Source organism: bacterium (assembly GCA_040757115.1).
GTDB lineage: Bacteria > UBA9089 > CG2-30-40-21 > CG2-30-40-21 > SBAY01 > JBFLXS01.
Map to the genome: position 1 here is coordinate 1 of JBFLYA010000341.1, position 3,286 is coordinate 3,286.

5 protein-coding genes are annotated in these 3,286 nt (G+C 39.3%); 3 read left to right on the top strand and 2 right to left on the bottom strand.

Going from position 1 to position 3,286, the window contains the following annotated elements; all coding sequences use genetic code 11:
* A partial coding sequence (locus AB1422_18275; GenBank protein ID MEW6621247.1) for a hypothetical protein occupies positions 1-185 on the top strand: 185 nt, incomplete at its 5' end.
* Positions 186-452: 267 nt separating this feature from the next.
* Here AB1422_18275 and AB1422_18280 read toward each other — a convergent pair.
* Both AB1422_18280 and AB1422_18285 read right to left on the bottom strand, forming a co-directional pair.
* On the bottom strand, positions 453-1,352 hold the full coding sequence (locus tag AB1422_18280) for a PorV/PorQ family protein (protein ID MEW6621248.1): 900 nt from the start codon (positions 1,350-1,352) through the stop codon (positions 453-455).
* An 18-nt stretch (positions 1,353-1,370) separates the two neighbouring features.
* Entirely contained in the window at positions 1,371-2,324 is a 954-nt protein-coding gene (locus tag AB1422_18285) for a hypothetical protein (protein ID MEW6621249.1), read from the bottom strand.
* A gap of 10 nt (positions 2,325-2,334) precedes the next feature.
* Here AB1422_18285 and AB1422_18290 point away from each other — a divergent pair, with 10 nt between their 5' ends.
* Together AB1422_18290 and AB1422_18295 are read left to right on the top strand one after the other, a co-directional pair.
* The gene (locus tag AB1422_18290) at positions 2,335-2,520 is read left to right on the top strand and encodes a hypothetical protein (protein ID MEW6621250.1); all 186 of its coding nucleotides are present in this window, start codon (positions 2,335-2,337) and stop codon (positions 2,518-2,520) included.
* 505 nt (positions 2,521-3,025) lie between these two features.
* On the top strand, positions 3,026-3,196 hold the full coding sequence (locus AB1422_18295; protein ID MEW6621251.1) for a GxxExxY protein: 171 nt from the start codon (positions 3,026-3,028) through the stop codon (positions 3,194-3,196).
* The last annotated feature ends 90 nt before the right edge of the window (positions 3,197-3,286 follow it).

Sequence of the window (3,286 nt, forward strand, 5' to 3'; positions counted from 1 at the left end):
AAATTTTCTACCAATATATCGTTCCTACGGAACTGATTGATTTATCTATCTATTCCTACCGATATTATGTTCCTAACGGAACGATTATTCTCATGCCTTATTTATGGGTATTATCCTATGTAAACTTCCAGTTAATAACCGCTATAATTGGTTATTTGGATGCATTATTTCCCTCCCCAATTTAAAACTTACTTCTGTTGTCTTTATCGGCTTAATCAATCATAAACTTTAACCACTTTAGAAGGGACAACTATATAACACCTCCTCCTCTTGATGTCAACTAAGCAGATTATCTCTTTTTTATAGCTTTGGCATCTTTTATCACCCAAAACTCACCCCCAACCCGCACCATAACTAAAAACCATTTGCAACGCTCTCAAAATCAAAAACCTGTTCCCTGATTTTCATCAGGGCAGGCTCTGACAGGTTTAAGGAAGATTCAGCCTCTGAATTCAAAACCTCTTTATCAAAGATACCCTATGTGTAGAATCAAGATTACCAAAGGAGAGGTAGGCATAGTCAAACTGAAAATTTCCGATTTGCAAACCACAACCAACCGTAAGCTTGCCAGAATCATCTCCTTCTCTATAACCTGCCCTGATTGCTACTAACTTATTTTGATCAATAGGGTAGGTGTATTCGGTGCCAAGCCTGATGTTTATATCAGCATCATTAGGGCTGTTTAAATCACCTGCTACAATAAGCCTTTCTTCAAAAAGCCTGTAAGCACAGCCTATCTTGATATTAAACGGTAGAGGGTCTTTTTCTTTCTTAAACTTGAGTGAGGTGCCTAAATTCTGAAGTGAGACACCAATGCTTAGACCCTTAACAGAAGAAGGATGATACAGACCACCAAGATCCAATGCCCAGGCAGATGCAGATTCATTCTTTATCTTTGTGCTTATGAGTTTGAGATTAGCACCTACATTTGCTTTTGTGTTTACCTTCCTGGCACCGGATAAAATTATGGCCATATCAGATGCATTAAAGTTGCCTGAATAGGTATTTTCATCCTTCCACTCTTCTATATTCTTAACTTGAAGCATGGTTATACCTGCACCAAGTACCATATTTCCTGCTGGTCTAGCAAAAGTGAGATGTTGAGTGGCAATATCCTGAAACCAGCGGCCATACATTCCTCCAAACTGGGGGGCATTAATCATCGCCAGGCCGGCTGGATTCCAGCAGGAAGCATAAGGGTCATCAGCCACCGCTACATACGCTTCTCCCATTGCCAATGCTCTGGCACCCTGGCCTATTTTTAAAAATGCTGCCCCTGACTCCCCTTTTCCTCTCCCATAAACAGAGGATGCCATTGTCAAAATCAATAGAACTAAAAATATTCTTTGCATCTTTTCATACCTCCCTTCTTATTTGATAATAGCCATCTTGCTACACTTATGATAGCCACTACCTTCAATGATGTAGACATAGACTTCTGATGCCACTACAGTACCTCCACTATTCTTTCCATCCCATTCTACATAATTCCATACACCTCTTGTTGCCGTATCAGTAAATTCTCTTATTAGCTCACCTGCAATATTATATATCTTAATATTTACTGTTGTTTCTCCTGTACCTGGAATTTGATACTTGATGATGGTTCCTCTGGTTGTTATACCATGACTATTGATTGGTATGCCACTGGCAGGATTAAAGGGATTGGGGTAGTTATAAGTAGTAATGCCCGTAGTGGGTGCTGTGTTTATAACATTAAAGCCATATTCGACCAGTTCAAGCTCGTCGTCTACCACCAGTCCAACTCCGGGACAATAGACCTTTTCACCTACCGCATTTGGCTCAAGTGGAGTTGTCTCACGCACCTTCACACAGGCATTAAATATACCTGCTTCAGTAGTTACTGTCAGTGCCATCTCCACATTCTCTCCACGATCCATAGCAACGCCTTCTGCTATTTCCTGGTAGTATCTCGAGCCCAGAAGGAAGATACCGGGCATCATAACACCAGGTTTGGCACCAGACACGCCTGCACGCCATGAGCCTTCGTGACTCACGATTTCTCCATTCTCGTATTTATCAACATTCTCGCCAAAGTAGTAAACGCTGTTGGTCCTTTTGCAGATGGCGTAGAAATTCCTTGAAACCTCAGTTAACTCGTCGTTCTTCCATTCTCTGTCCTCGACGATTCCTGTTTTTACCACGCCAATATTGGGAAGTGATATGTTTTCGGTTTCGTAAAGAACGGTGCTTACAACTTTGAACTTATCGTTATTTTCTTCCCCCTTTAAAACTAATTGATAGCCTGGTTCGAGAATGAAGTAGGGGTTTCTTCCTACTGGCATAAATTTGCAGTCCTCCAATCGAAAATCTGTGGTAAACTTAGGCTCCTGGGCCTGGACTATGGCGATGTTAGCAGAGCTACCAGGCCAGATAAATGTTACACTTATGGCCATAGAAAATCCTGCTATAGCCAATGCCCTCATGACAGAATTAGTTTTTGATTTCATCATACTTACCTCCTTAACTTTAGTTAAAAATTTCACCTTCACCCTTTAACGGGTTAGGCTTGCATTATTTATATTAAACAGTGTTTGGCATCAAAATTTAAAAGAAACTTCACCCCCTTTCTTGCCAAATTAACACTGGTATTTTTGCTTGCTTTTTGAGCAACAATTTCACTGGTAAGGTACTATAGCACTTATTAATCGAAATTTGACATAGATATGGCTATGAAATTCCAAATTCCATTTAGTGAATTAGTGAATTAAGCGAATTAGCGAATTAGTAAAATCTAATCTCTAATTCACTAATCTCTAATTCGCTTTTTGGTATGTGGAATTTGGTGCTTATTTGAGATTTGGTGCTTGGGATTTGGGATTTTTTCCTTATCCACTCTGAGTAAAATTTTGACTAATAACTGCTATATGATAGTAGTCTACCATAGTCAAGTTAACGAGAAGATTATCGCAAGATTACTTTTTGGTAATGTTTGAAGATGGGTAACTATTCACCACGAAGAGCACGAAGGACACGAAGAAAAATTATTTCAGGAATGGATTTTATGGAATTTGATGAATTATCTAAGAAAATAATTGGGTTAGCAATTGAAGTTCATCGGGTCCATGAAGCCCAGTTGCTAACCTATATGAGATTAGCAAATATAAAGATAGATTTATTAATGAACTTTAATGAGAAGAGATTGAAAGATGGGATTAGGAGATTTGTTTTATAATTCTTCGTGCTCTTCCGGGGTACCCACTTGTGGGTCGTTCGTGGTTTTAAAAGATGTGAGGAAGGTTAATCTAACCGCACAGGTGGAAAA

Excerpts from the sequence above, each read along its gene's own strand:
- AB1422_18280 (MEW6621248.1), bottom strand. The coding sequence starts at position 1,352 with ATGCAAAGAATATTTTTAGTTCTATTGATTTTGACAATGGCATCCTCT.
- AB1422_18295 (MEW6621251.1), top strand. The coding sequence starts at position 3,026 with ATGGAATTTGATGAATTATCTAAGAAAATAATTGGGTTAGCAATTGAA.